Source organism: Burkholderia cepacia (genome assembly GCF_001718835.1).
In the GTDB taxonomy this organism is placed as follows: Bacteria; Pseudomonadota; Gammaproteobacteria; order Burkholderiales; family Burkholderiaceae; genus Burkholderia; species Burkholderia cepacia_F.
In genome coordinates, this window is the sequence record NZ_CP013442.1 from 175,428 (window position 1) to 199,956 (window position 24,529).

Annotated in this window: 22 protein-coding genes; 18 read left to right on the plus strand and 4 right to left on the minus strand. The window is 67.2% G+C overall.

Annotated elements, in window-relative coordinates; genetic code table 11:
* The 10 genes from WT26_RS00565 to WT26_RS00610 all read left to right on the plus strand — a co-directional run bounded on the left by WT26_RS00565 (position 1) and on the right by WT26_RS00610 (position 16,202).
* The gene (locus WT26_RS00565; protein WP_069269471.1) at positions 1 to 1,362 is read left to right on the plus strand and encodes a hypothetical protein; all 1,362 of its coding nucleotides are present in this window, start codon (positions 1 to 3) and stop codon (positions 1,360 to 1,362) included.
* Positions 1,343 to 4,906, plus strand: coding sequence for an ImcF-related family protein (locus WT26_RS00570; RefSeq protein WP_069269472.1), 3,564 nt, complete (start codon positions 1,343 to 1,345; stop codon positions 4,904 to 4,906). Before WT26_RS00565 ends, WT26_RS00570 begins: the two co-directional genes overlap by 20 nt.
* A gap of 74 nt (positions 4,907 to 4,980) precedes the next feature.
* Positions 4,981 to 6,741 (plus strand): type VI secretion system baseplate subunit TssF, encoded by a 1,761-nt coding sequence (gene tssF / locus WT26_RS00575; protein WP_069269702.1) that lies wholly within the window; start codon positions 4,981 to 4,983, stop codon positions 6,739 to 6,741.
* Between the two features lie 76 nt (positions 6,742 to 6,817).
* Entirely contained in the window at positions 6,818 to 7,924 is a 1,107-nt protein-coding gene (locus WT26_RS00580) for a hypothetical protein (RefSeq protein WP_059799910.1), read from the plus strand.
* 142 nt (positions 7,925 to 8,066) lie between these two features.
* On the plus strand, positions 8,067 to 8,597 hold the full coding sequence (locus WT26_RS00585) for a GNAT family N-acetyltransferase (protein WP_069269473.1): 531 nt from the start codon (positions 8,067 to 8,069) through the stop codon (positions 8,595 to 8,597).
* Between the two features lie 175 nt (positions 8,598 to 8,772).
* The gene (locus WT26_RS00590) at positions 8,773 to 10,098 is read left to right on the plus strand and encodes an SWIM zinc finger family protein (protein ID WP_069269474.1); all 1,326 of its coding nucleotides are present in this window, start codon (positions 8,773 to 8,775) and stop codon (positions 10,096 to 10,098) included.
* Positions 10,098 to 11,672: a DUF5691 domain-containing protein gene (locus tag WT26_RS00595; RefSeq protein ID WP_069269475.1), complete on the plus strand. Its 1,575-nt coding sequence runs from the start codon at positions 10,098 to 10,100 to the stop codon at positions 11,670 to 11,672. Before WT26_RS00590 ends, WT26_RS00595 begins: the two co-directional genes overlap by 1 nt.
* The gene (locus WT26_RS00600; RefSeq protein ID WP_042585495.1) at positions 11,669 to 12,760 is read left to right on the plus strand and encodes an ATP-binding protein; all 1,092 of its coding nucleotides are present in this window, start codon (positions 11,669 to 11,671) and stop codon (positions 12,758 to 12,760) included. Before WT26_RS00595 ends, WT26_RS00600 begins: the two co-directional genes overlap by 4 nt.
* The gene (locus WT26_RS00605; protein ID WP_069269476.1) at positions 12,760 to 15,027 is read left to right on the plus strand and encodes a DUF5682 family protein; all 2,268 of its coding nucleotides are present in this window, start codon (positions 12,760 to 12,762) and stop codon (positions 15,025 to 15,027) included. The genes WT26_RS00600 and WT26_RS00605 overlap by 1 nt, the downstream gene beginning before the upstream one ends.
* Positions 15,028 to 15,041: 14 nt before the next feature.
* Complete coding sequence (locus WT26_RS00610; protein WP_059634552.1) at positions 15,042 to 16,202, plus strand: vWA domain-containing protein; 1,161 nt, start codon at positions 15,042 to 15,044, stop codon at positions 16,200 to 16,202.
* A 19-nt stretch (positions 16,203 to 16,221) separates the two neighbouring features.
* Here WT26_RS00610 and WT26_RS00615 read toward each other — a convergent pair whose 3' ends face one another.
* Genes WT26_RS00615 through WT26_RS00630 form a run of 4 tightly spaced genes read right to left on the minus strand, consistent with a single transcriptional unit; the run spans position 16,222 to position 18,050 of the window.
* Positions 16,222 to 16,443 (minus strand): hypothetical protein, encoded by a 222-nt coding sequence (locus tag WT26_RS00615; RefSeq protein WP_059529724.1) that lies wholly within the window; start codon positions 16,441 to 16,443, stop codon positions 16,222 to 16,224.
* A 49-nt stretch (positions 16,444 to 16,492) separates the two neighbouring features.
* Entirely contained in the window at positions 16,493 to 17,305 is an 813-nt protein-coding gene (locus WT26_RS00620) for a fused MFS/spermidine synthase (protein WP_059821202.1), read from the minus strand.
* Positions 17,306 to 17,310: 5 nt separating this feature from the next.
* Positions 17,311 to 17,649: an HPr family phosphocarrier protein gene (locus WT26_RS00625; protein WP_231130438.1), complete on the minus strand. Its 339-nt coding sequence runs from the start codon at positions 17,647 to 17,649 to the stop codon at positions 17,311 to 17,313.
* Positions 17,589 to 18,050, minus strand: a complete 462-nt coding sequence (locus WT26_RS00630) for a hypothetical protein (protein WP_059956691.1) — start codon at positions 18,048 to 18,050, stop codon at positions 17,589 to 17,591. Before WT26_RS00630 ends, WT26_RS00625 begins: the two co-directional genes overlap by 61 nt.
* A 193-nt stretch (positions 18,051 to 18,243) precedes the next feature.
* Between WT26_RS00630 and WT26_RS00635 the strand changes: the two genes are divergently transcribed.
* The 8 genes from WT26_RS00635 to WT26_RS00670 all read left to right on the plus strand — a co-directional run bounded on the left by WT26_RS00635 (position 18,244) and on the right by WT26_RS00670 (position 24,492).
* Positions 18,244 to 18,588, plus strand: a complete 345-nt coding sequence (locus tag WT26_RS00635; RefSeq protein WP_021158207.1) for a zinc ribbon domain-containing protein YjdM — start codon at positions 18,244 to 18,246, stop codon at positions 18,586 to 18,588.
* 54 nt (positions 18,589 to 18,642) lie between these two features.
* The gene (locus WT26_RS00640; RefSeq protein ID WP_069271973.1) at positions 18,643 to 19,485 is read left to right on the plus strand and encodes a spermidine synthase; all 843 of its coding nucleotides are present in this window, start codon (positions 18,643 to 18,645) and stop codon (positions 19,483 to 19,485) included.
* 369 nt (positions 19,486 to 19,854) lie between these two features.
* Positions 19,855 to 20,214, plus strand: a complete 360-nt coding sequence (locus tag WT26_RS00645) for a hypothetical protein (RefSeq protein ID WP_080406417.1) — start codon at positions 19,855 to 19,857, stop codon at positions 20,212 to 20,214.
* Between the two features lie 53 nt (positions 20,215 to 20,267).
* Entirely contained in the window at positions 20,268 to 20,750 is a 483-nt protein-coding gene (locus WT26_RS00650; RefSeq protein WP_069269478.1) for a hypothetical protein, read from the plus strand.
* Positions 20,747 to 21,409 (plus strand): hypothetical protein, encoded by a 663-nt coding sequence (locus WT26_RS00655; protein WP_230461546.1) that lies wholly within the window; start codon positions 20,747 to 20,749, stop codon positions 21,407 to 21,409. The genes WT26_RS00650 and WT26_RS00655 overlap by 4 nt, the downstream gene beginning before the upstream one ends.
* Before the next feature lie 24 nt (positions 21,410 to 21,433).
* Positions 21,434 to 22,879, plus strand: a complete 1,446-nt coding sequence (locus WT26_RS00660; protein ID WP_069269479.1) for a cell wall anchor protein — start codon at positions 21,434 to 21,436, stop codon at positions 22,877 to 22,879.
* Positions 22,880 to 22,947: 68 nt separating this feature from the next.
* Positions 22,948 to 23,658: a C39 family peptidase gene (locus WT26_RS00665; RefSeq protein WP_059909426.1), complete on the plus strand. Its 711-nt coding sequence runs from the start codon at positions 22,948 to 22,950 to the stop codon at positions 23,656 to 23,658.
* 6 nt (positions 23,659 to 23,664) lie between these two features.
* Entirely contained in the window at positions 23,665 to 24,492 is an 828-nt protein-coding gene (locus WT26_RS00670; RefSeq protein WP_059909376.1) for a hypothetical protein, read from the plus strand.
* Positions 24,493 to 24,529 lie beyond the last annotated feature (37 nt).

A 24,529-nucleotide genomic window follows, 5' to 3' on the forward strand; every position in this document is an offset into this window, starting at 1 on the left:
ATGCCCGTCGATCTTTCGCCTGCAGGCCTTCCATCAGCGTATCCGGCACACGGCCCGCGCCTTTGGCCGTGGCTGCTCGCCTGGCTGCTGTGCAATGGACTTGGCGCGGCGGCGGTATTGCTGCTGTGGCCGGCGGGCACGCCCGCGCGCGGCACGCAGTTCTGGCTTTGCCTGTTCGGCATTCCGAACGCCGTATTTTTCACGGCGCTTGCCATCGCCCGGACGATCTATGAGGCGGATTTCCTTCATGCGCTGTTCCGCGATCGGCATCGCGCAGGGTGGCTCCGGGATCGGATCAGCGCGGCGCAACGACCGCTTCAAGTGCTCGGCGCCGGCTACTGCCTGCCACTGGACGGCAAGTCGCTCAACGACGTGCTTGCCGCGAAAACGTCGCAACTGGAAGCGCGCGCACCGCGTAGCGGCACCGGTCGTGTCGTGCATAGCCGCTTTGCCGATGACGATCCTGTACTAACGAAAGATGCAGACGAGCCAGCGCAATTTGATGACGAACCTGATGGCGAACCGCTCGATGAAATCGAGGCTGGAATCACCGAGACCATCCCACCGATTGAAGAACCGGCTCCATCTGCGCCGCCGGCACCCATCGTGCATGTGATTGAGCAAACGTTGGTACCGCTTGTGGAAAGCCTGCTCGCTCTGTCGCAATACGGGCCGCGGTATGCGCCCTCGGTGCGCGTGCTGTCGCCCCCCGAGACGGCCGATATGCGTGTGGAGCAGGTCCGGCAGGCGCTGCAACAGGCGGGCCTGCCGGAACTCGAGTGCCTGGTCGTTCCGGCCACGGATGGCCTGATGGTGGCCGACGCGTGGCTGGATTCAGGCGAACAGCGGCCGTTGCTGGTCGTCGCGGCGGAATGGCATGACGCGCCACCGCCGGGCAGTACCGAGGGCGCGGTCGCCGTACTACTCGGCCCGGGCGTGTTCCAGTTGCCGGAACCCGTTAGCGTGCTCGGTCTGCTGCACCGTCCGGTTACCGACGACCTCGAAGGTCTGGGCGCGGTACTGGAAAACGGTGTGCTTTGGGGCAACACCGATCTGACCGGTGTCACAACAGCGTGGGTCAGCGGGCTGGACGGCTCGCACGACACGAAACTGCTCGCGGCGCTGCGTGATGTCGGCCTGGAAGGCATCGCGAAACAAGAGGTCCAGCACCGGCTCGACGCGCTCGTCGGGCATGCCGGCGCAGCGGGCGGGTGGCTTTCGGTCGCGGCGGCGCTCGAGGCAGCCGCCGGTACGCAATTGATCCTCCATGCACCGTCGTCAACGACAAACGCGCAGGCCGCGATCCTGCACGTCAACGCCCCAAAGAACCACGAAGAACCCGATGACGAACGCTCGCAATAACATGCAGATTCTCGGGGCAGCCAAGGCTGAATCGACCGAAACCAGCCGGCTGCTCGCCTGGGGCCCTATTCTTTTGGCACTGATCCTTGCCGGGGCCGCGTTTGCGCTGGTGTGGTTCAAGGTCGACCTGCCTGGTGTGCGCACGCGCGAGGTCAGGCTTGTCGCGTCGATCTGGATATTCCTGGCGCTTGTAGCGGTGGTGCTTTTGCACGTCGGGTTGCTGTTCGGTGGAGCGTATCGACTCGTCGGGCGAGTGTTTCGCGCCGACGTAGGCGATCGCGGGGGCGCAGTGAAGCAGAAGAAGGTGCTCAAACGCGACGCTCGCCTGCAGGCCCTGTGCGACGAACTTCGCGCCACGCGCGGCTGGCGGTGGCGCTATCGGACGCCTTGGCTGCTCGTGAACGGAGCGGACTCGCTGATCGAGGATGTCGCGCCGGGCCTGAAACGCGCGGGTGTCATGCCCGTTGCCGACGCGATCCTTGTGCACGCCGCGCCGGACGGCGTCGACGCGGGGAAATGGCGCGGCCAGATCCGGCAGTTGCGCCGCCGGCGTCCGATAGACAACGTCGTCCATGTCACCCATGCGGATGCACGCGAGACCGAACTGCCGCGCGTGCTGGCGACGCTCGCGGCAGATCTCGGCTGGGCCGCGCCCGTTACGTTCCTGCATGCGGTGCCGGCCCGAGGCGGACACCCCGAGACGTTCGAGGCAATCGGCGCGTTCCCCGGGCCGCCACACCGAGGCACGAAGCCGGCTTCGGTGTTGCGCGACCAGCTTGCCACGCTCGGGCAGCACACGGCGGATGCGGGCGTGCGACTTTGTGCCGCGCCAACGCAGATCACCTATCTGGCCCAGATTTCCCAATATATCGACCAGAAGTGTGAAGCCATCATCTCGGGCTGGGATGCGCTGCTCGCTTCGCACGGGCATCGTTCCTCGCTGACCGGCGTCATGTTCGCACCTGTATTCGAGACTTCCACCGCGATGCCGATGCCCATTCCGGTGGTCGCGGACGAGCAAGCCGGGGCGGAAGCGTCCGCTGGCACGCCGGTGGGGGCGCAACCGGTCGTATTCCTGAGTCAGCCCGCCGCGCTGCTGCCCGCCTGGGGTGCAATAGTGCGGCGGCGCGGTACCGGCCGGCGGGTCGGTTTCTATGGGCCCGATCTGGCGGCCTGGTTCTTGACCGTCGCCGCAATCGCATGGTGCGCGTGGATGACGATTTCGTTCATCGGCAACCAGCAGCTTGCCCGCGAAGCGCGCGCGACGGCGAATGCGGCGCTCGAGGCTCGGCCGCAAACGGCGCAAGCATGGCGCGCGCAGCTCGCACTGCAACAACTGATGGAAAAGCTCGAATATCGCCAGCAGTACGGCGCGCCGTGGTATCTGCGTGGGGGTCTCTCGCGCAGCGATGCAGTGCTGGCCGAACTCTGGCAGCCGTACCGGATCGCCGCGACACGCAATCTGCAGATACCCGTCGTGCAGACAATCGGCGACCTGCTCAAGGCGGCTGGACAAGCCCGCGCTGACAGCCTGGATTCGCAGGACACGCGCAGCAGCACCTACAACGCGCTCAGAACCTACCTGATGCTGGGCGATCCCTCGCGTGCCGAATCCGCATTCCTCAAGCGCATGCTGGTGTCCTTGTGGTCGCGCCCGGTCGAGATGCCTCTGGGTGAGCGTGATGACACCGGCCGGCGGCTTGCCGGTTTTTATGCCGATCACCTGAAGGCGCATCCTGAATGGCGCATCGCATTGAACGACGGCCTCGTGGCGTCGACCCGCAGCATGCTGGTCACGCAGATGGGCCTCGCGTCGGCCGACGATACGGTGTATCAGAGCATTCTCGACGAGGTTAAGGGCAAGTACGCGGACGCGTCGCTCGAGTCGCTGCTCAATGGCGCCGACGTGCACGGGATGTTCACGGCATCGCAGACGGTGCCGGGCATCTATACGCGCGCCGCGTGGGACGGCATGATCTCCTCGGCGATCGACAGGGCATCCGGTGAGCGCCGCGTGAGCAGCGACTGGGTGCTGACCGGCGCGCAGCAGATCAGCGGCAAGCTGGCCCAAGGCGCCATCCTGACCGAGGCGACGATCGGCGAGAATCGCGCGGCCGACGCGCTCAAGCAGCGGCTGAGGGCGCGCTACTTCGCCGAATACACGGCCGCCTGGCAGCGCATGCTCAACAGTCTGCAGTGGCGATCGGCGCCGAACCTCAACGGTGCGATCGAGCAGTTGTCGCGGCTGGCGGATGCGCAGACCTCGCCGCTGATCGCGCTGATGAAATCTGTGCAATATCAGGCGCAGGCGGGCCGGCCGTCGCAGGCGCTGACCGACACGCTGGTGCGCAAGGCGCAAAGCCTGATCGGCAGCACCGAGCAGGCGGACACGCCATCTGTCAATCCGCTCGACAAGCCGTTCGGCCCGCTGCTCGCGCTTCTGGGTGACACGGGCGCCGTATCGGCCGGAGGCAAGGGCAACACGGCGGTGGCGGCCAATATCACGCTGAACGGCGTGAGCCTGTCGCGCTACCTGACCGCGGTGACGACAATGCGCCTGAAGCTGCAGCAGATCGCAAGCAGTCCAGATGCGCAGGCGATGGCTCGCTCGCTCGCGCAGGCGGTATTCCAGGGCAAGCTGTCGGAACTGTCGCAGGCCCGCGACGACGCGGCACTGACGGCCGCGAGTCTGGGCGCGGCCTGGTCCGGTTTCGGCGACGCGGTGTTCGCGCGACCGCTCGAAGCGGCGTGGCAGACCATCCTGCAGCCGGCCGCGGCGAGCCTGAACGAAGCGTGGCGCGCTAGCGTTGCCGCGCCGTTCAATACGGCGATGAGCGGCCGTTATCCGTTCTTCGATACGCAGGCCGATGCGTCTTTCGCCGAACTCGGGCGCTACGTGCGGCCGGACTCGGGGCTACTCACGCGCTTCGTGTCGACGCAATTGGCCGGCGTGCTGAAGCTCGAGGGCGATTACTGGGTACCGAACGAACTGGCGCCGCAGGCGCTGCAGTTCGATCCGAAATTCCTGAGCGCCATCCGGCAGTTGTCCAAGGTCGGCGCGCAGCTTTATCTGCAGGGTGACGCGAGCGAACGCTTCGAGATGATGGCGCTGCCGACGCCAAACGTGACGCGCTCGGAACTGTCGGTGGACGGCAAGCAGATCGTCTACTTTAACCAGCAGGAAAGCTGGACGCCGCTCGCGTGGCCCGGCAACGGCTTGAACGGGCACGCGGGACTGACGTGGCGGACGATCGATGCGGGCTTGCGGCAGGCATTCGATGCGACGGGCGACTGGGCGTTCCTGCGCTTGCTGGGCAAGGCCGACGTGAAGCCGCTCGACAGCACCCGCTATCAACTCACGTGGAACGCGCCAACCGACGAACCGCTGCGTTATGTGCTGCGCGCGCAGGTCGGTGCCGGGCCGCTGGATCTGCTGAAGCTGCGCGGCTTCCGGATGCCCGAGCGGATCTTCGTCGTCGACAAGGCTGGCGCCATGTCGGCATTCCCATCCCTTCCCCCCTTGCCGCCGGACCTGCAACCATGAGCCAGAACAGCAACCCGCAGCCGACAGACGTCCACGACGATAGCGATCCGTTCCTGCGTTACTTCGACGCGGAAATGCGCTACCTGCGCGAAGCGGGCAAGGAATTCGCTCGAGCCCAGCCCCAGGGCGCCCGCCGGCTTGGCCTCTCCACCCCCGGCGCGCGCCATGACAGTGTCGAGCAGCTCTACGAGGGATTCGCATTCCTCGCGAGCCGCTTCAGGATGAAGCTCGACGACGCACTGCCCGAGATTGCCGACCCGCTGATCGACCACCTGTGGCCACATGCGGGCCGTACGATTCCGTCGCTGGCGATTCTGGAGTGCGTGCCGCGCACAGGCGAGGCGCGTGTGCTGGACACGTTGCCGGCCGGGTTGCAGGTGCGCTCGACGCCAGTCGGCCCGGACGGCACCGTATGCGTTTATCGCACCACCCAGCCGGTGCGCCTGTTGCCGCTCGACGTGAACGAAGCGGAGCAGGCCGTGTTGGCCGACGGTCGCATGGTTATCCGTATCGCGTTTGGGCTGCTCCATCGCGAGCAGCGTGCACTCGACGATCTGTCGCGCATCCGTCTGTTCCTGCATGGCGACCGTCCGACTGCTTCGGCGCTCTACGCAGCGCTTACGCGGCAGGTGACGTCGATTGGCGTGCGCATGCCGGGCGTGCTGGACGGCCAGTTGCAACCGCGGCCGGGTATGCGCTTCGAGGCGGCAGGTTTCGGCCCCGATACGCGACTGTGGCCCGTCGACCATGACACGCGCAACGCCGAGCTCGATCGCGAACAGACGCTGCTGGAGTACTTCGCGTTTCCCGAGAAGTTTCATTTCGTCGACCTGTGCGGCTTCGACGCGGCAAGCGTGCCGCCGGGAGAGACACGCATCGCGTTCGAGATTGCAATCGACGGACGCCTCGCGGGCGACGTCAGCTTCGATGCGCGCAATGTCCGCCTGTTTTGCACGCCGGTGATTAACCTGTTCGAGCTGGATGCGCAGGCGATCCGGCCCAATGCGCACGACCGCGACTATCCGGTGCGCGCCCCGGCGTCGGCCGGCGCGCACGTCGAACCCTACGACGCGGTGTCGGTCGTGGCGGCTGATCCAGGCAGTGCCACGCGCCACGAATACCGGTCGTTCAAGGAATTCCGCCATCGTGGCGGGATGCTGTTCCACGAGTCGCCCGAGCGCTACTACCACTCGTTCAACCGCCATGGCGTAACGGGGCAGCGAGAAATGTGGGTGACGCTAGGCGGCTATCTATGGGATGAGCCCGACAGCTTGCCGGATGAGCATGTGACGATCCGGGTGCTGGCGAACAACGGGCGCTTGCCGCGCATGGCGCTGCGCGAATCGATGCTGACCGCGCCGGCGTCGGCCTTCACGGGCGTCGAGCGCGTGTGCAACCTCACCGCGCCGACCATGCCGCTCTATCCGCCGCGCGGCGGCGATTACGATTGGCGGGTGATTTCGCACTTCAATGCGGCCGGCTCGTCCGAACTGAACATGATGGACGCGAACGTGCTGCGCGGCGCGCTGAGTCTGTATGACTGGACGCGGCAGGACGAGAACCGGCGACGCATCGCGGCGATCGAGTACGTGTGGCTCGATCAGGAGGAAGAGGTCGTGGGAGCCGGCATCGAGCGGATCGTCAACATCAACGTCGGCATCGAGCCCACAGCGTTCGCGGGACCGGGCGACGTCGCGTTGTTCGGAGACGTGCTGAGTCGATTCGTCGGCCGCTACGCGTGCTTCCATCATGCGGTGCGGCTGGTGCTGTACGAGGGCGTCGGCGGGCCAATCCGGCGCTATCCGCGCACGGTCAAGACGCAAGGGTGGTTGTAACAGGCCAAACATGACAAAAGCGCTCGATTTACCCAATCTCGATTGTCGTGTTGGGCAACAGGATGGAGTTGGTGCAATGAACGAGATGCTGTTCCGGGAGCTCGACCGGCGCGCGAGGGATTTTTTGGTGGCGGTCGACTCGACGATGCGCACCGACCGCGCGTTGCCACCCGCTCGCGCGGCCCGGGTCGGACTCATTCCCGCCTGGCGAGCCTGGGTGGACGCACTGCGGCGCCGTGACGGCGAAGTGCCGGCCGGATTTACATTGTGCGCCGATAGCGACTATGGTCCGCCCCAGGCAGGAGAAGCGCTCACGCAACTGCTGGTTGAGGCCATCCGTGTTCATAACCCGGCGCGCCACGAACGCCTGCAGCAGTGGGAAGTGCAGAAGCTGGCGACGCTGGGCATGGCCGCCGGCCTTTATCTCGCGAGACCCCACGCCGTCATCGAGCCGACGGCGGCTTTGCAGCATTGGCTCGTTCGCACGGACATCGGCCCTGATGTTCCGGCGTCTCTGTTCCGGTTGCCGATGCCTGCGGTCTTCGTGCGCTTCGGCCCGGAAATGGCCGAAGCCGTCGACGCGGCGCTCTGGGCACATATCGAAACGCCGGTCACCACGGTTGGCGTGTACGTGTTCGACACCCGTGTCGGATCGCGCCGCGACCTGGTGTTCATTCCGATTGGCGTGAAAACGACATCACGTCCCGATCGGTGCGATCTGCCCATCATCGTCCAGCTCATTTTTACCGACGAGCGCGATCCGTTGATGGCTCACGTGGCCAGTGCTTCGTCGGGGGAGGGGAGGCTGGAGGCCGAGGACCTGAAGCCGGCGATGGAGATGTGTATCAAGGTGATGCTGTATCTGCAGACTGCCGGCGCGGTTCGGATTGACGAGATGCGCGGCGACGATACGATGGCGCGCCTGACGCGGGTTGGCAACCGGAAGGTGTCGCGCATCGAGCGGCAACTGGCGAGCCGCTACAACCGGATCATCGTCGGTCCGGCGCGTATCGAGCAGCACGCGGGCGGAGAAATGTCGCCGCACTGGCGGCGCGGGCATCTGCGCATGCAGCCGCATGGGCCACAAAACAGCTTGCGCAAGCTGATCTTCATCGCTCCTACCCTGATCCGGGCGGACCGGCTGGGACACGACGCGCATGCGGACAACGGGAGGTCGGCCTGATTCACGTTTGCCGAAACGAAACGGGCGATTGCGTTGCGATGAAGCTGGACCGTCCGATCGGCTATCGCAATACGTCGGCCCGTCCGGCTCGCCAACCTGTCGCGCTGTGCAGCCTGTCCGCCAACGAACCCCGGAGCAGAAAATGACCGAACCGATCACCATCCGGCGCGTGAGCGGCGACGAGGTGACGACCTTTATCGACGCGTTGTCCGACGTGCTCATCGACTGCGTCGAGGGCGGCGCATCCGTCAGCTTCATGTCGCCGATCTCGCGGGATACCGCCGCGCGGTTCTGGCGGCAGGTCGCCGACGGCGTTATTCGCGGCGAGCGAATCCTGCTCGTTGCGGAGCGCGCTGACGGCCGCGTCGTCGGCACCGTGCAACTGATCACCGCATTGCCCGAAAACCAGCCGCATCGCGCCGACGTCGCGAAGATGCTGGTCCATCGCGACGCGAGACGCCAGGGCGTCGGCGCGCGCCTGATGGCCGCGGCGGATGATGCGGCGAGGGCGGCCGGCAAGGCCGTTCTCTTGCTCGACACGGTGACCGGCAGCGATGCCGCGAGACTGTATGAGCGGGCGGGGTGGCAACGGGTCGGGGACGTGCCAAACTACGCGCTGATGCCGGACGGCAGGTATTGCGCGACGACCTTCTTTCACAAGCAACTGGCTTAGGCTGGTCGGCCCTCGGCGATCATTGGCCGCCGACGAGGCCCGGCGTCCGCCGGGCCATGCGCGACCGGAAGGACAACCCCCTCGGATATACTCGGGCCAGGTCGAGGGCATCACAGAATTCAACACGACTTCACCCCCCGCACATCACTGCACCGTCACTCACATTGCGGCCCCTATGCAGCTAACCGAACAGCAGGTCCTTGCACTTGCGCCCGACAGCGGGTCGGCCTCGAACGGCAAGAAACTCGCTCAGCCGAAACAATGGCCGCTCCTCGGGCGCAACGCCCGGGCAATCTGGGGCGAATGCCAGGGCAGCGGCAAGAATCCCTATCAGGTGCGCGTGGACCTGGCCGACTTCGCCAGCAAGTGCTCGTGTCCCAGCTTCAAGTTCCCCTGCAAGCATGCGCTCGGCCTGCTGGTGCTGGCCGCCAACCAGCCGGACGCCGTTGCCGAATCGGACGAGCCGGAATGGGTTGCCGGCTGGCTCGACAAGCGCGCCGACAATGCCGCGAAAAAAGAGGCGCGCGCGTCCGCCAAGGCGGACGCGCCCGTCGACGAGGCGGCCCAGCAGAAGCGGGCGGAGAAGCGCGACCAGCGCGTGCGCGACGGCCTGGCGGCGCTGCAGGTGTGGCTCGAGGATCTGGTCCGCAACGGCCTGGCGCGCCTGCCCGCTGAAGGGCCCGGCTTCTGGGAGCAGGCGGCGGCACGCCTGGTCGATGCGCAGGCGAGCGGCCTGGCCGCGCGCGTGCGGGCGCTGGCCGATCTGCCCGGCAGTCGTCCCGACTGGCCGGAACTTCTGCTGGCCGAACTGGGCCGCCTGTCGTTGGCCGTGCGCGCGCATGAACGCATCGAGCAGCTCGATCCGTCGTTGCAACAGCAACTGCGCCAGCTGATCGGCTATTCGCTGCGGGAAGACGAGGTGCTGGCGCACGGCGACACGCAACAGGACTGCTGGCAGGTGATCGGCCAGCACGTCGATGCCGACGAGCGGGTGCGCGTGCAGCGCAGCTGGTTGATCGGCACGCGCAGCGGGCGTCATGCGCTGCTGCTGCAGTTCGCCGCGGGCAACCAGCCGTTTGCCGCATCGTGGCTGCCCGGCACCGCGTTCGAAGGCGAGCTGGCGTTCTGGCCGGGCGCCGGTTCGCTGCGTGCGATGCTCAAGGGCGTCGCGACGCCCGCGGCTGCGCCCGGCGCGTTTCCGTTGGCCCGCACGCATCGGCAGCTGCTCGATGCGGCTGCCTCGCTGCTGGCGCTCAACCCATGGCACGAGCGCATGGCGACCGTGCTCGACGCGTGCGTGCCCGCGTTCGAGAACGGGCAGTGGCAGGTGGTCGGCGCCGATGGCGATGCGCTGCCGCTGGCCGGGCGCGATCAGTGGCTGTGGGCCGCGATCGCCGGCGGCGCGCCGCACGCGGTCGCCGTGGAATGGGACGGGCAGGCGGTGCGTCCGCTGGGCCTGTATGCGGACGGGCGGTATCAGGTCCTGACGGGAGTGCAGTGATGCAGGCGCTGGTTCGCACCGCCCTGATCGGCACCGCAAACGTGAGTGCGGATGTCTCGACGATTGCCGAAATCGACGGGCAACTGCCCGCCGCCGCCAGCCCGGAACGACGCCTGCTGTGGCAGGCGGGCTGCATGGCCGTCTACGGCGCTGCCGGCCGCGTGCCGGTTTCGGCCACGGCGCAACCGGCAGCCGAGCCGGACCCGGTGCCGGAAACGCCGGTCACGTTGACGCCCATCCTGACGTCGGCCATTGCGGGCGAGCTGGGCGGCCTGGCCGAATGGCTGGTGGCGCGCATGACGCGCGCGAACTGGCGCCTTCCGCATGCGCTGCTGCCGTCCGTGTTCGCGAGACCGGCACGGTTGGACGTGTGGTGGCCCGTCATCGGGCGGCGCGGGCATTGGCTGGCCTCGCAGCATCCCGAGTGGCAGGCGCTGCTGGCCGCCAGACAGGCCCCGGCCGACGACGACGCGACCTTGCTGCAAGCGTGGGACGAGGGCGACACGGCGGCGCGCGTGCGCGCGCTGACTGCGCTGCGTCGCCGCGATGCGGCCCGCGCGCGCGATGCGTTGAACGCCGTGCTGCCGAAGGAAAAGGCCGAGCAGCGTCAGGCGTTCGTGGCGGTCTTGCAGCACGGCTTGTCGTCGGCCGATGAACCGATGCTGGAGCGCCTGCTGGACGACCGCAGCCAGGCGGTGCGCCAGAGTGCCGCCGAACTGCTGCTGCGGCTGCCCGAATCGGCGCTGGTCAAGCGCATGGAAGCGCGTGCCGACGCTTGCGTGCGCTGGCAGCCCGTCGGGGCGGCAAGCGGCGCCGTGTCGCGGCTGGTCGCGATGCTCGGCAAACGCGCCGAGCCGGTCCTTCAGCTCGAGGTGCCTGCCGAATTGCCCAAGGACTGGGAGCGGGACGGCGTCGCCGCCAAGCCGCCGCCGGGCGAAGGTCAGCGTGCGTTCTGGCTGCGCCAGCTGGTTGCGGCGATTGCGCCCGCGCGCTGGTCCGCGTCGGCGGCGACGACGCCTGACGGCGCACTGAACGTGATGGCAGCGCACGAATGGGCCGACGCGCTGCTGGCCGGCTGTGCCGCTGCCGCTTGCCGCCACGGCGACGCCGATTGGGCCGAACCGCTGCTCCGTCGCGCGCTGGCCGATGCCAACGTGCTGCATCCGTACCAGGAACGCCTGTGGCAAGTGGTGCGCGCGGACGCGCGTGTCGAGATGGTGTGCCGCCAGTTGACCCTCGGCAATCGGTACGTGGCCCGCCGCGGCCTGGAGGCGATGTCCGCACCGTGGCCGAACGCGGTGGTCAGCGCCGTCGCCAGCGCGGCGCTCGATGCTTGGCGCGCCCGGCGTGAAGCCGGCGACACCCGACAGCACGACGACGTGACCGGCCTGATCGAGCTGGCGCTCCTGCGCGTGCAGGACGCTGACCTCGCCGTGCTCGACCCGGTCGTCGACGTGTACGCCGGTAGCCTTTCGGCAGCGCCCGCCGACGCGATTTTCAATCTCGACCGCGCGAGGGGCATCGTCGCCCTCGCGCATGCAAGACGAACCTTCATCAAGGAGATGCCGCTATGACGGCCAACCTCAACACCGTGCTGCGCAAACACGCCGAAGTGCAATATGCGGAGGAACTGGCCGAACTGGCGCGGCACGACCAGCGCCAGCGGCCGGCCAACTGGAAGCTGTCGCCGTGGGCGGTGAAGACCTACCTGCTCGGCGGCAAGCTGGACAACGGTTTCGAGGTCACGCCCAAGTACATCGGCAGCGGCCGGCTGATCGAGATCGCCGTGGCGACGCTGGCTACCGACCGTGCGTTGCTGCTGTACGGCGTGCCGGGCACGGCCAAGAGCTGGGTGTCGGAACACCTCGCCGCCGCGATCAGCGGCGACTCGACCTTGCTGATTCAGGGGACGGCCGGCACGGACGAGACGGCCCTGCGCTACGGCTGGAACTACGCGCGCCTGCTGGCGGAAGGCCCGACGGAACAGGCGCTGGTGCCGAGCCCGATGCTCAACGCGATGCGCGACGGCAAGCTCGCGCGGCTGGAAGAAATGACGCGCGTGCCGAGCGAAGTGCAGGACACGCTGATCACGCTGCTGTCGGAGAAGACCCTGCCGGTGCCCGAGCTGGGCATCGAGGTACAGGCGCAGCGCGGCTTCAACGTGATCGCGACGGCCAACAACCGCGACCGCGGCGTGAACGAAATGTCGTCGGCGCTGATGCGCCGCTTCAACACGGTGATCCTCCCCACGCCGGACAGCTTCGACGAGGAAGTCGCCATCGTCAGCCGCCGCGTGGAGGAACTGGGCCGCGCACTCGAACTGCCGGCCGAGAAGCCGGCGCTCGAAGAAGTGCGACGCGTCGTGGCCGTGTTCCGCGAGCTGCGCAGCGGCCTGACCGAAGACGGCAAGACCAAGCTGAAATCTCCCAGCGGCACGCTGTCCACCGCCGAGGCGATTTCGGTGCTGGGGCACGGCATGGCCGTGGCCGGCTACTACAGCGACGGCGTGCTGCGCGCCGCCGATCTCGCCGCCGGCCTGACCGGCGCGATCGTCAAGGACCCCGTGCAGGACAAGCTCGTGTGGATGGAGTACCTGAAGACGGTCGTCAAGGAGCGCGACGACTGGAAGGACTTCTACCGCGCCTGCATGGACGTCGCCTGATGGCCGTGCGCTACTACGGCATCCGCCACCACGGCCCCGGCTGCGCGCGGGCGCTGCAGGCGGCGCTGGCGGCGCAGCAGCCCGACATCGTGCTGCTCGAAGGCCCGCCCGAAGCGGACGGGATCGTCGCGCTCGCGGCCGACGCGGGCATGGTGCCGCCCGTCGCGCTGCTGATCTACCCGAACGACGCGCCTCGCCTCGGCGTGTTCTACCCGTTCGCCGAGTTCTCGCCAGAATGGCAGGCGATCCGCCACGCGTGCGCGCAAGGCATCCCGCTCTGGTTCATCGACCTGCCCGCGATGCACGGCTTCGCCGAAACGCTGGCGCGCGAGCAGGAGGCGGAGGCGCGCGAGGCTGCGCCCGACGATGCGGGAACGCTCGATCTCGCGGATACGAGCGGCGAGCAGGCCCGCGACGCGGACGCGCTGGTTTCATGGCGCATGGACCCGATCGGCGAACTGTCGCGCGCGGCCGGGTTCGACGACCACGAGCTGTGGTGGGAGGTCGAGATCGAGCAACGGCGCGACGCGGGCGAGCTGTTCGCGGCCATCGAGGAAGCGATGACCGCGTTGCGCGAACACGCGCCTGCGCCGGAACTTCGCGATGCGCGTCGCGAAGCCCACATGCACACGCGCATCCGCGAAGCGCAGAAGCGCGGCTACGAGAACCTTGCCGTCGTGTGCGGCGCGTGGCACGTCCCCGCGCTGGTCGGGCCCGCGACCGTCAAGGACGACGCGGCGCTGCTCAAGGGGCTGCCCAGGACGAAGGTGGAGGCGACCTGGGTGCCCTGGAGCGACGACCGCCTGGCCTATGCGAGCGGCTACGGCGCGGGTGTCGAATCGCCGGGCTGGTACCGGCATCTGTGGCAAAGCCCGGACCGCGCCGGCCTGCGCTGGGTCGCCGAAGGCGCGCGGCTGATGCGCGACGAGGGGCTGGATGCGTCGTCCGCGAGCGTGATCGAGACGGTGCGTCTCGCCGACGCGCTCGCGGCCATGCGCGACCTGCCGCTGCCGGGCCTGGCCGAGCAGCGCGAAGCGATGCTCACGGTGCTGTGCCACGGCCAGCCGGAGCCGCTGGACATCATCCGTCGCAAGCTCGAGGTCGGCGAGCGGCTCGGCGCGGTGCCCGACTCGGCCGCCGCCGCGCCGCTGCAGCGCGACCTGGAGGCGCAGCAAAAGCGCCTGCGCCTGAAGCCCACGACGGAGATCAGGAACCTCGACCTCGATTTGCGCGAGGACGGCGGCCGCGAGCGCAGCCTGTTGCTGCACCGGCTCGGGCTGATCGACGTGCGCTGGGGGACGCTGCTGGGCGACGCCAATCGCACGGGCACGTTCCGGGAATCCTGGCAACTGCGCTGGAATCCCGAAATGGTGGTCGCGCTGATCGGGTCCAGCCGCTACGGCAACACGATCGAGGACGCCGCGACCCACAAGCTGTGCGAACGCGCGCAGGCGGCCGCCGAGCTGCCGGCGCTGACCGCGATGCTCGACCAGGCCGTGCTGGCCCGGCTGCCGAAGGCGGTGGCGGTGCTGCTCGCCTGCGTGCAGACCCAGGCGGCCGTCGCCGCCGACCTGACGCACCTGATGGCCGCGCTGCCGCCGCTGGCTCGCGTGGCGCGCTATGGCGACGTGCGCGGCACGGACGTCGACGCGTTGCGGCCGATCGTGGAGGGCCTGGTCGAGCGCATCGTCGTGGGCCTTGCCGCGGCGGCGCGCCACGTCGACGAGCCGATGGCGATGGCGCTGCTTGGCCATATGGACGAGGTGCAGGCCGCGCTCGATACGCTCGACGCCGCCGAACTGCTCGGCGACTGGTTGAGCTGCCTCGTGGCCCTGACCGGTGACGACGCGGTCGCGCCCGCCGTGCGCGGTTTCGCGCTGCGCCAGGCGTTCGATCGCCGGCGTCTGGATGCCGACGAACTGGCGCGACAGGCCGGCCTCGCGCTGGCCGCCGCGACGCCGCCGGCGGAATCGACGGGCTGGCTCACCGGCCTGTTGCGCGGCAGCGGCTTGTTGCTGCTGCAGCAGGACGCGCTGTGGCGCGTGATCGACGGCTGGCTGAGCGGGCTCGACGATCAGGTGTTCATGGAGCGCCTGCCGCTGTTGCGCCGCGCGTTCGCCGATTTCCAGCCGGCCGAGCGGCGCGAAATGGGCAGCAAGGTGAAGCACATGGATGCGCCGCCGGCGGCGGCGAGCGTGTCCGTCGACATCGACCCCGAGCGGGCGGCGCGGGTGCTGCCCGTGCTGGCGGCCATTCTGGGCAACTGAGCCGGGTAAATGAGATGAGCAAGGATTCCCCGATCGAAACCGACCGCATGACGCGCTGGCGACTGGTGCTGGGCAGCGACGCGCAAAACAGTTGCGGCGTCAGCCTCGACGACACGCTGACGCGCGCCGACAAGGCGCTGGACGACCTGTACGGCGGCGAGCGCAAGGGCGGGCTGAACGCCAGCACGCCCAATGTGGCGCGCTGGCTCGGCGATATCCGCGAGTTCTTTCCCGCGCCGGTCGTGCAGGTGATGCAGCAGGACGCGCTGGAGCGGCTGAACCTGCGCCAGATGCTGCTGGAGCCCGAGCTGCTCGAAGCGATCGAGCCCGACGTTCACCTCGTTGCCAGCCTGATGTCGCTGTCGCGCGTGTTGCCGGCCAAGACGCGCGACACGGCCAGGCGCGTCGTGCGCAAGGTGGTCGACGAGCTGGAGCGCCGGCTCAAGGAGCCGATGCGCCAGGCGATCGCCGGCAGCCTCAACCGCGCGGAGCGCAACTATCGGCCGCGCCCGAACGAGATCGACTGGCATCGCACCATCCGCGCGAACCTGAGCCGCTATGCGCCCGAGCGGCGCACCGTGATCGCGGAGAAACGGGTCGGCTACGCGCGCAAGCGCTCGGCGCTGCGCGACGTCGTGCTGTGCGTGGACCAGAGCGGCTCGATGGCGGCGTCCGTCGTCTATGCGGGCATCTTCGCGGCCGTGATGGCGTCGCTGCGCGCGGTGCGCACGCGCATGGTCGTGTTCGATACCAACGTCGTCGACCTGACCGACGAAGCGGGCGATCCGGTCGACCTGCTGTTCGGCGTGCAACTGGGCGGCGGCACCGACATCAACCGCGCGCTCGGCTACTGTCAGCAGATCATCGATCGGCCCGAGCGCACGATCATGATCCTGATCACCGACCTGTACGAAGGCGGCAACCGCCACGAGATGCTGCAGCGCGCGGCCGCGCTCAAGCATGCCGGCGTCAATGTGATCTGCCTGCTGGCGCTCGCCGACAACGGCGCGCCCGGCTACGATCACCAGAACGCCGCCCGGTTCGCCGCGCTCGACATTCCCGCCTTCGCGTGTACGCCGGACCAGTTTCCCGCGCTGATGTCCGCCGCCATCCTGAAACAGGACGTCAACCTGTGGGCGGCCAGGCAGGGTTTCGTGACCAACCGGGCCGCGTAAGGGGCCAGGCGGGCGGACGCTATTTCCGGTTCTTCAGGAACGTCCGTCCGGCCGGCGTGATTGAAATGTTGGGCCGGCCGTTCATCGGGTAGTTGACGAAGCCCGCGCTGATGAGCTCCCGCGTGACGGACCAGCCCAGCGCTGGCGTCTCCCGTCCGTAGCGGATCTCGGCCAGGCGCTCCAGCGCCCAGATGGCGGACGCCGAAATGGTTGGGGCGTTTGACGTATCGCTGTCGCTCATTGCTTCTCCAGAAAGTTGAGGGTGGCCAGGGGCGCCGGGTGTTGCAGGATCAGGGGGCAACGCAGGCGCCCAGGCGCGTCCAGTCGTAGCTGGCGCCGAGCTCGATGCGCACGGCCGCTTCGACGAGATCGACGCTGTGCCGCCCGGCGTGACGAGCCGCGCGGGCCATCAGCGTCTCGAGCGACGGCAACCGGGCATCGCTCGTCCACGCGAAAACGATGAGGTTCTCCGCGCTGTCTTCGGCCGGGGCCAGTGCGGCCGAGGGGCCGAACGTATCGCGCAGCGCGGTGAGCGCGTCGCCGAGTCGCGGATCGCCATGCAGCAGGTTGGCGACCAGCACGCCGTCGTCATTCAGCCGCGCGCGGCACGCCGCGTAGAAGGCCGCGCCGGCGAGTTCGGCGGGAAGGCCGTGCGCATTGAAGCCGTCCAGCAGCAGCGCGTCGAAGGTCTGCGTGGTCGTCGACATGACCTGCGCGGCGTCCGCGCAGACCACCGACAGCCGCTCGTCGTCGGGCGGGATGCAGAATCGGTCACGCAGCGCGATCACGTCCGGATTGATCTCGATGACGGTGATGTGCGCGTCCGGCAGATGCCGACGGCAATACTTCGTCAGCGAGCCGCCGCCGAGCCCGATCATGCCGATGTGCGCCGGAGCGGGCTGCAGCAGCAGGAAGCCCATCATCGTGCGCGTGTAGCCGAGTGCGAGCGCATCGGGGGCGACGCGCAGCATGGTGCTTTGCATGCCGCGACCGTCGAAGCACAGCGAGACGAGGTGCTCGGATTCCACGATCACCGGCACATCCGCGCCAGCGTTTGAGTGAGCGGCGCGAATCCCCAGGAACGGCGAATCGATGGGCGGCATGCAGGTCACCCCTCCTGCAGCAACGGCAACAGCGCCCGAAGCGCGGCTTCTTCATCCGGGCCGGCGGCCAGCACTTGAGCGGACGTGCCGCCGTGCACCTGCAACGATGCGATCGCCATGCCGTCCTTCGCATTGCCGCGGCGCCCGTTCGCGATCAGCAGGATGTCGCTTTCGAAGCCGCGCGCCATGTCGACGAGCGCGTCTTGAGCGGCGTATGCGCGATTTCGATTCCAGCCGGAACCGACTTGTAAGTGCACAACGGTGGCCACGGTATTGGTTTGCTCTAGGGTCGTTGGGGGCAGTGCGCCGTGTCGATCTGGCAGCGCGTCAGAAAGGCCCGGCACTCGATCTCCCACGTCGGGCTCTGCAGATCGATGTCGATGCCGTCGAGTCGTTTCATGTCGTCGTTCAGGTGCACCGCGCGCAGCGATCGAGGCGGTATGCCCTGTTCGAAAAAGCTGTCGTCCGCATCCAGCAGCAGGCCCGGATGGCGCCGGAACCGCGCACTGGAGACCGAGATCGGATCCATCACATGCCGGGCCGACTCCCCCGGATAGACGAACACGAGATGGATGCCCGCCGCCGCGAGCTGCTCCCCGACGTCATGGAAGCGGTGAACCATCTGGAAGCCGCGTTCGCCGCCGCGCCCGACGCCCACGGCGACGAGCCCCCGGCTTCCCGCGATTTCACGCAGCGTCACGGGACGCCGGTCGGGCAACAGCAACGCACCATCCAGCTCGAACATGTCGACATCCTCAGCGAAACCGCCCGCAAGTCCGGTGAAAGGCGGCGAACGACAAATTATAATCGCGCGGTAAGAATATGTGAATTGCATTATAATGCCGTGCGTACCGGAACATGGCCGCCTCGGGTGAGACGGGTTGCTCGCCGGTACTTTTTTTACTGATCGCCTCGAAACCGTCCTGATGGAAGCTGCAATGAACGCCGCCCCCGCCTGCCCGCAATGCGCGATGGAAAACACTTACCCGGACGGCACGCTGACCGTATGCGCGGACTGCGGCCATGAATGGTCGGCCGGCGCCGGCGCCGAAACCGGCGACGAGCCGGCCGGCGACGTCGTCAAGGACGCGAACGGCAACGTGCTGTCGGATGGCGATTCGGTCGTGCTGATCAAGGACTTGCGCGTGAAGGGCTCGTCGATCACGCTGAAGATGGGCACCAAGGTCAAGAGCATCCGGCTCGTCGGCGGCGATCACGAGGTCGACTGCAAGACCGACATGGGCGGCTTCATGCTGAAGGCCTGCTACCTGAAGAAGGTCTGACCGGTTGCTCGCGGTTGATTCGATCCACTGTTTGATTGCGCGGGCAGACCGAGAATGGCTGAGGCTCGAACCTCCTACGATGCGTACGTCGAATTCCTGTCGACGCCGATGAGCGATGAGCGGCCTTTCGTGCTGGAGACGCAGCACGCGCTCTCGCTGCACTTCGACCATTTCGGCACGCAGAGCTTCATGTCGCTCAGGCATCCTGACAAGCTCACGCTCGACTATACGCGCGTGATGATGGGCTTTCTGCTGCTGCAGCCCGCTCCGAAGCACATCTGCATGCTCGGGCTCGGCGGCGGTTCGCTGGCGAAGTACTGCTACCGGCACCTGCCCGGTGCGGCGATCGACGCGGTCGAGATCAACCCGGACGTGATCGCGCTGCGGGACGTATTCAGGATTCCTGCCGATGACGGCCGGTTCACGGTGGTGTGCGCCGATGGCGCGGACTACGTGATGCTGGAGGACGTCCGGACGGATGTGATCCTGCTGGACGCTTTCGTCACGGAAGGGATCGCGAGCCGCTGCGCGGACATCGCCTTCTTCGACGCATGTCGCGAGCGCTTGACCGACGCGGGCGTGCTCGTGATCAACTTCACGGACGATGATCCGGCGCTGCCGCTGCACCTCGAGCGCCTGAAGGCCGTGTTCGGTGCGTCCTGTTCGATCGTGCGGTGCGGCGACGACAGCAACTTCGTCGCGTTCGCCTGGAAGAGCGGCCATCGTTTGCCGTCCAGGCAGGTCCTGCTCGAGCGCGCGCGCTCGTTTGCCTTTGCCGGCGAACTCGAGCTGGCCGCCACCGCCGGGCGCCTGAAACAAGGCGAGCGCCTCGATCCGGAACGGCTGGCGTGGCACGCGCAAGGGGCTGCGCACGGGCACTGGACGATCGGTGCTTGATGGCCTCCGTTGGAGTTTCGAGCGGTTTCCCGGTGTAGCCCAATCTCGGCACGCCGATCACGACAAGCCGGTTTCGGCGTCATGCCGGCGCTCGAACGGCACCCGAACGTACCGGATGCTCTCCATTCGTCGGTCTATATGAGCAGAGGCCGGGGGCGCTTTCGTACGGACACGCACCGCCGATTGTGATCTCCGGATCGTTTTGCTTGAATCCGCAGTACTCCCACCTGTCCCCGTTTCATTCCTGAAACATTTTTTCGGGAATTTCCAGAACAATCCGCGGCGCTGGCCTGCAAATCGCAATCGTGGCAACGGTTTGGGATCGATGGCATGTATTTCGCTGAATACTGCGTACACCGGAGACCTGCCATGCGACACCTCCTTCGCCTCTCTCTTGCCTCGATGGCTGCCTTGCTCGCGACCGGGTGGCTGCCGCTTGCGGCCCATGCCCAGGAAGTTTCGCAGCCTGGCGAGCCGGCCGTCACGATTGCGTCGCCGCTCGCGGACGCCTCGTGGACGACGCGTTATACCCCGCTCGACGAAGATGCGCTCGGCCGCCAGCGCGGCCGGGCGCCGGGCCTCTTGGCGATCTCGTCGGCATCGCAAATGGCCGGCGGCAATCCGTCGGTGACGCTGTGGGACGAAATTGCGCCGCCTGCGCCGCTGCCGATTCCGGTCGACGCGCAACGCGCGATGCAAGGCAACAACGCGAGCTACACGCGCAAGTAACCAGTCACCCGCGCATAGGCCGGCGGCCGACGCGCCCGACGAAGAGGCATGCGATGAACCATCCGCTGATTTCGCTGCGCCATCCGGCTCTCGCCGTCCTGTGCGCGGCGCTTGCCGGCACGGCATGCGGCGCGGCCCGCGCGCAGGAACAGGTCGTCAACCCCGGCGACGTCATCGTGATGCGCGACGTCAAGCCACACGTTGCCTATCGCAACGTGCCGACGGCTCAGGATTCCGTGCTCTCTCGGGCGACGACGTTCCCGGCCAACAGCTTCGATCCGATGATGGCGACGGTGGTCTCCGATCTCGACCTGACGAACGCGCACGGCTCGAACGGCGTCGCGCCCGGCGGCATGCTCGGCGACATCGGCATGCAGGCCGTCACGCGCGTGCTGGCCGGCGATACGGGCGGCGGCTCGGTCGTGCGCGGCGCGGTCGGCGGCGCACCGACGTTGGGCGGCATCGGCGGCACGATCTCGAACTCGGTATCGGGCGCGCTGGCGCCGCTTACGAACGCATTGGGAGCGGCAAGGTGAATTCGCACACGTCCCACGCAGCGATCCGCCGCCTATCCATCGGACTGCGTATTGATTCGGCGGCGCTCGCGCTGTTCGTCCTGATTGCGCCGCCCTGCGCATGCGCGCAGAGCGCGCCCTTCGGCGTCGCGCTCGTCAGCGGCGCCGCGACGATCGCGACAGGCGCCGCGACCGGCGCGACCGGCGCGATCGCGATCAACGAAACCGCCGGCCTCGACAACGCGCAAGGCAATCAACTCGCGTTGGCAACGGGTGCGCCCGGCGTCGGCTATGTCGGCGTCAGGCAAGCGGCGAGCACGTCCGCGCGCATGGGTGACACGGCGTCGCGCATCGAGGGCTCGGCCTTCTCGAACATTTCCGGCGCATTGATGGTGAATCAGAGCGCAGGAGCGGGCAATCTTCAGCGCAACAGCACCATGCTCGGGACGCTGGGCGCGGAAGTGCGGACCGTCTCGGATACTGAACTATCCGAGACGGCTCCAGGACACGGTGGAATGGGACTTCCGGTGGGCGGGCGGGGTATGCCCGAGGCGTCGATTAGCGGCGACGCTTTCAAGCATATCAGCGGCATCGTACAAGTCAACCAGACCTCCGGAGCCGGTAACGCAACGGCGAACAGTTTTGTGCTCCGTCCCCCGGCGGGCACGCTTGTCAATTAAGCCATTACCGTAACGGAGCGTACTATGAAGCGCACACTCATTGCAGCGGCGGTTCTCTTGACAGCGGCAGGTTCCGTCCATGCCGCGCCGTCGAAGGCATATCTGTTCAATACGACCGGGGTGACCGAAACGGTCGGCATTCGCGGCTGGGTCCGGATCTTCGGATGCGTGACCGTGACCAGCACCGCGGGCGCAGTCATCAACAACAACCAGACCGTGATGCTCCCCGAAGGGACGTCGCTCGATCCGAACTATCACAGCTACACGCTGGGCGCCGTCACGAAGACCTACAACAACGAGGACAAGAACGTCTCGGTGAATGGCAGCGCGTCGTTCTCGTCGCAAGAGTCGTTCATGAAAACGTCGTCGTCGCAGTCGAGCGAGTCGCGCGCGTCGTCGCACGATTCGCTCAGCGTGACGGCATGGGCGCGGGGCGAAGACGAGAAGTCGCAGGGAAGCCACAACTCGCAGCATTCTTCGTCGTCGGCGGACACGAGCGCCAGTAGCGGCCACAAGGCCGTCGCGGGTGCGCTGGCGGTCACGGTCGCCGCGTCCGCGAGCGAAAGCGAGACGCACACGCATACCGGCAACCGCCGCAACGGCGGCAGCAGCGCGAGCCAGGACCTCAACGGCAGTCTCCAGGTAGCGGGCTCGGCCGGCGTCGCGTGGGACAGCGCATCGTCGAAGAGCAAGACGCACGACGACATGTCGAGCGCGTCGTGGAACAGGAGCGAGTCGGAAAGCGAATCCGGGTACAAGGTGCGCCTGCATCACGACGAGATGGCATCGGCCGAATCGTCGAGCAAGTCGTACGAGAAGAGCAAATCCGAGTCGTTCTCGAAGAGCAAGTCGTGGAGCTACAACCTCGACCTCGACAAGACCGACGTGTCGAAGACGGGCAGCGTCACGCGCTACACCGACACCCGCCATGCCGGCGTGCTGAATGCCGGCACCGGCAGCGACGCCGCGTCGGGCGTCACCGGCAACCTCGGCGTGAACATCGCGGAAGGCATCGACAACGCGCAGAGCAACGACGTCGCACTCGCGTCGGTCGATATCGGCAACGTGTTCGGCAATGCGCAGATCTTCAGCAAGCAGTCGTCGGCAGGCTACGCCAGCGTCAACAACTTCAAGCTGAACGCGTCGGTCGGCGACGGCTCGCTGTCGAACGTGTCCGGCAACGTCGGCGTGAACGTCGCGTCGGGCATCGGCAACGTGCAGAACAATAGTCTCGCCGGCGCCGTAACGACCGTCAATGCGACGCAAGCGCAGACGGTCGCGATGGTGGCGACCGACGACAACGCGCAAAGCGCGGCGGCGGCGGCGAGCGGACGCTTCGAAGGCAGCGCGACGCTCGGCGCGAACACGCTGCACAACGCGACCGGCAACATCGGCGTGAACATCGCCGGCGGCGTCGGCAACCTGCAGCACAACGGTCTCGCGATCGCGGCGCTCAACAACGGTCACTGATCGTTGCAACCGGGGGAATGCGCGCCGTGCCGCCTGTCGTACGGCGCGGCGCGCAGCAGGAGAACAGCATGTCCGGGGAACATGGGCGAAGGTCGCTGCGCATTGCCGTTGCCTTCGCAAGCGGTGTCTGGTGCGGGGCAGCGGGTGCGCAAGCGAGCATCGATACGTCCACGCTCGTGGGCGTGCCGATCACGAAGCATCTTCAATCGATCCGCGATCTGCGCTATCGCAACGTCGTCAACCAGCAGTTCGACTTCAGCTGCGGCTCGGCCGCGCTCGCGACGCTGCTCAAGTACGGTTACGGCATCGACATTCCGGAAACCGAATTGATTCGGCGAATGATGGCGTTCTCGATGCCGGAAGTCGTGGTCAGGAACGGCTTCTCGATGCTCGACATGAAGAAATTCGTGGAAACGCTGGGCCTGCGCGGCCGCGGCTTCCGGGTTGGCATCGACGCGCTGTACCACCTGCAGATTCCCGTGCTCGTTCTGATGGATCTCGACGGCTACGAGCATTTCGTGATCGTCAAGCATGCGGAAAACGGCCGGATCTTCATCGCCGATCCGGCGCTCGGCAACCGCATCGTGCTCGAACAGGATTTCGTGAAGAGCTGGAACGGCCTCGTATTCGCCGTGCTGGGCAAACCGTTCAGGGAGGACTCGCCTCTGTTGCAGAACAACGAATCGCTGGCGCTCAAGTTGCGCGATCAGGCGCTCAACACGGGATCCGCCGCGATTCCTTTCGTCGAATTCGGCTTGATCAAGGCAGACTTGTTCTGACCCGTCATGAAACGCTATCTCTCGCCGCTCCGTCTCGCATGGTTCGTCACCATGTGCGGCTACGCGAGCAGCGCCGTTGCAGCCGAGAACGCACCCGGCGCGCTCAATGCTTTGCGTCCGTTCGACAATCGGTTGCCTGCACCCGCCACGCAGCTCGTCGACGACGACGTCCTCGCCCGCCAGACCGGCAAGTATGCCGACGCCTCGATGATCTCGGAGTTCGTCGTGAACCTGGTGTCTCAATGGCGGCTTCCGAACGGCGCCGTCGCGATTGCGCAAGGCACGCTGTCGGCCACCACGAATGCCGCCAACCGGCACAACGCGCATGTCACGACGCTCGCGAAAGTCGTCGACGGCAATGACGCGCCGAGCGGCGCGGACCCGCACGCCGTAGCGAAGGGCGGGCAAGCGGTATCGGTCAACGGCATTTCGCAGATCACGCAGGTCGCAGGCAACAACAACGCCGGCACCAACACTGCAGTCATCGATTTCAACGCGCACAACCCGTCGTCGGCCCCGCTGCCCGGCTCGACATCCAGCACGAGCGCGTTCGCAACCGATACGTCGGGCACGGTGAAGGCCGGGGCCTCGTTCACCAGCAACGGGGTCTCGCTCGTCTTGCAGACGCCCGCCGGTCTCGCCACGCAGTCGGTCAACCCGGCCATCGCGCAGCAGGCCGGCTCGCTCGTGCAACTGCTGCAGATCACGGGCAATCGCCAAGTCGTCTCGAACCAGCTGCAGATCCTGCTGCGGACGCAACAGATGTCACCCGCGACGCTCCGTCAGACGGGCGTCCTGCAGGCGCTGCAAAGCAGCGCCCTCTTGAGGAGATGACCCGCGGCGCGCGAGCCGCGACTTCGCATGTGCAGCG

Coding starts and splice junctions, on each gene's coding strand:
- WT26_RS00565 (WP_069269471.1), top strand. CDS start 1: ATGCCCGTCGATCTTTCGCCTGCAGGCCTTCCATCAGCGTATCCGGCA.
- WT26_RS00570 (WP_069269472.1), top strand. CDS start 1,343: ATGACGAACGCTCGCAATAACATGCAGATTCTCGGGGCAGCCAAGGCT.
- tssF (WP_069269702.1), top strand. CDS start 4,981: ATGCGCTACCTGCGCGAAGCGGGCAAGGAATTCGCTCGAGCCCAGCCC.
- WT26_RS00580 (WP_059799910.1), top strand. CDS start 6,818: ATGAACGAGATGCTGTTCCGGGAGCTCGACCGGCGCGCGAGGGATTTT.
- WT26_RS00585 (WP_069269473.1), top strand. CDS start 8,067: ATGACCGAACCGATCACCATCCGGCGCGTGAGCGGCGACGAGGTGACG.
- WT26_RS00590 (WP_069269474.1), top strand. CDS start 8,773: ATGCAGCTAACCGAACAGCAGGTCCTTGCACTTGCGCCCGACAGCGGG.
- WT26_RS00595 (WP_069269475.1), top strand. CDS start 10,098: ATGCAGGCGCTGGTTCGCACCGCCCTGATCGGCACCGCAAACGTGAGT.
- WT26_RS00600 (WP_042585495.1), top strand. CDS start 11,669: ATGACGGCCAACCTCAACACCGTGCTGCGCAAACACGCCGAAGTGCAA.
- WT26_RS00605 (WP_069269476.1), top strand. CDS start 12,760: ATGGCCGTGCGCTACTACGGCATCCGCCACCACGGCCCCGGCTGCGCG.
- WT26_RS00610 (WP_059634552.1), top strand. CDS start 15,042: ATGAGCAAGGATTCCCCGATCGAAACCGACCGCATGACGCGCTGGCGA.
- WT26_RS00615 (WP_059529724.1), bottom strand. CDS start 16,443: ATGAGCGACAGCGATACGTCAAACGCCCCAACCATTTCGGCGTCCGCC.
- WT26_RS00620 (WP_059821202.1), bottom strand. CDS start 17,305: ATGCCGCCCATCGATTCGCCGTTCCTGGGGATTCGCGCCGCTCACTCA.
- WT26_RS00630 (WP_059956691.1), bottom strand. CDS start 18,050: ATGTTCGAGCTGGATGGTGCGTTGCTGTTGCCCGACCGGCGTCCCGTG.
- WT26_RS00635 (WP_021158207.1), top strand. CDS start 18,244: ATGAACGCCGCCCCCGCCTGCCCGCAATGCGCGATGGAAAACACTTAC.
- WT26_RS00640 (WP_069271973.1), top strand. CDS start 18,643: ATGGCTGAGGCTCGAACCTCCTACGATGCGTACGTCGAATTCCTGTCG.
- WT26_RS00645 (WP_080406417.1), top strand. CDS start 19,855: ATGCGACACCTCCTTCGCCTCTCTCTTGCCTCGATGGCTGCCTTGCTC.
- WT26_RS00650 (WP_069269478.1), top strand. CDS start 20,268: ATGAACCATCCGCTGATTTCGCTGCGCCATCCGGCTCTCGCCGTCCTG.
- WT26_RS00660 (WP_069269479.1), top strand. CDS start 21,434: ATGAAGCGCACACTCATTGCAGCGGCGGTTCTCTTGACAGCGGCAGGT.
- WT26_RS00665 (WP_059909426.1), top strand. CDS start 22,948: ATGTCCGGGGAACATGGGCGAAGGTCGCTGCGCATTGCCGTTGCCTTC.
- WT26_RS00670 (WP_059909376.1), top strand. CDS start 23,665: ATGAAACGCTATCTCTCGCCGCTCCGTCTCGCATGGTTCGTCACCATG.